The 671-nt window shown below is 35.6% G+C and carries 1 protein-coding gene; it reads left to right on the forward strand.

Features of this window, described 5'->3' with window-relative positions:
• Positions 1–464: amino acid ABC transporter ATP-binding protein (locus tag ACRCJ0_RS17940; RefSeq protein ID WP_431391496.1), on the forward strand; the 464-nt coding region annotated here is incomplete at its 5' end.
• Positions 465–671: the final 207 nt, after the last annotated feature.

Here is a 671-nt window from a genome sequence, read left to right on the forward strand (position 1 = left end):
CTTTAGAGAACGTTACTTTATCGTTAATTTCAAATAATGTCATGAAAAAAGACGAAGCTGCTGAGTTTGGTGAAAAATTATTGAAACAAGTGGGCTTGTCAAAACAAAAAGACCAATACCCAGTGACTTTATCAGGTGGGCAACAACAACGCGTAAGTATCGCCCGGGCACTTGCTGTACAACCTAAAGCAATTCTACTAGATGAGCCAACGTCTGCCTTAGACCCAGAATTAGTGAATGAGGTGCTTGAAACCATCGAACACCTGGCAAAAGGACACACAACACTAGTTATCGTGACGCACGAAATGAATTTTGCCCGCAAAGTGGCGGACCGGGTTGTCTTTATGAACGATGGTGTAGTTGTAGAATCAGGTCGTCCAGAAGAAATATTTACAAATCCCAAAGAAGAGAGAACTAAACAATTCTTGAAAGAGTATATTGGGGTTAATGAATACGTGATTTAGAGTGCTTAATATACATACAAAATAAACTTTTTATAACTTAAAAGTAGAAGATTGTATATTATTGAACTTACTAATTGACTTTTAAAAAGTAAGCGTGTAGACTGGAAATAGTTCTAAATGGAACTTGTTATTGATAAAAATGGATTTAAGAGGAGTAAAATTAACATGTCAGATTTTAAAGACTTATTAACTAAACGTCGTTCTCAT

This window comes from Aerococcus sp. L_32, from assembly GCF_050689315.1.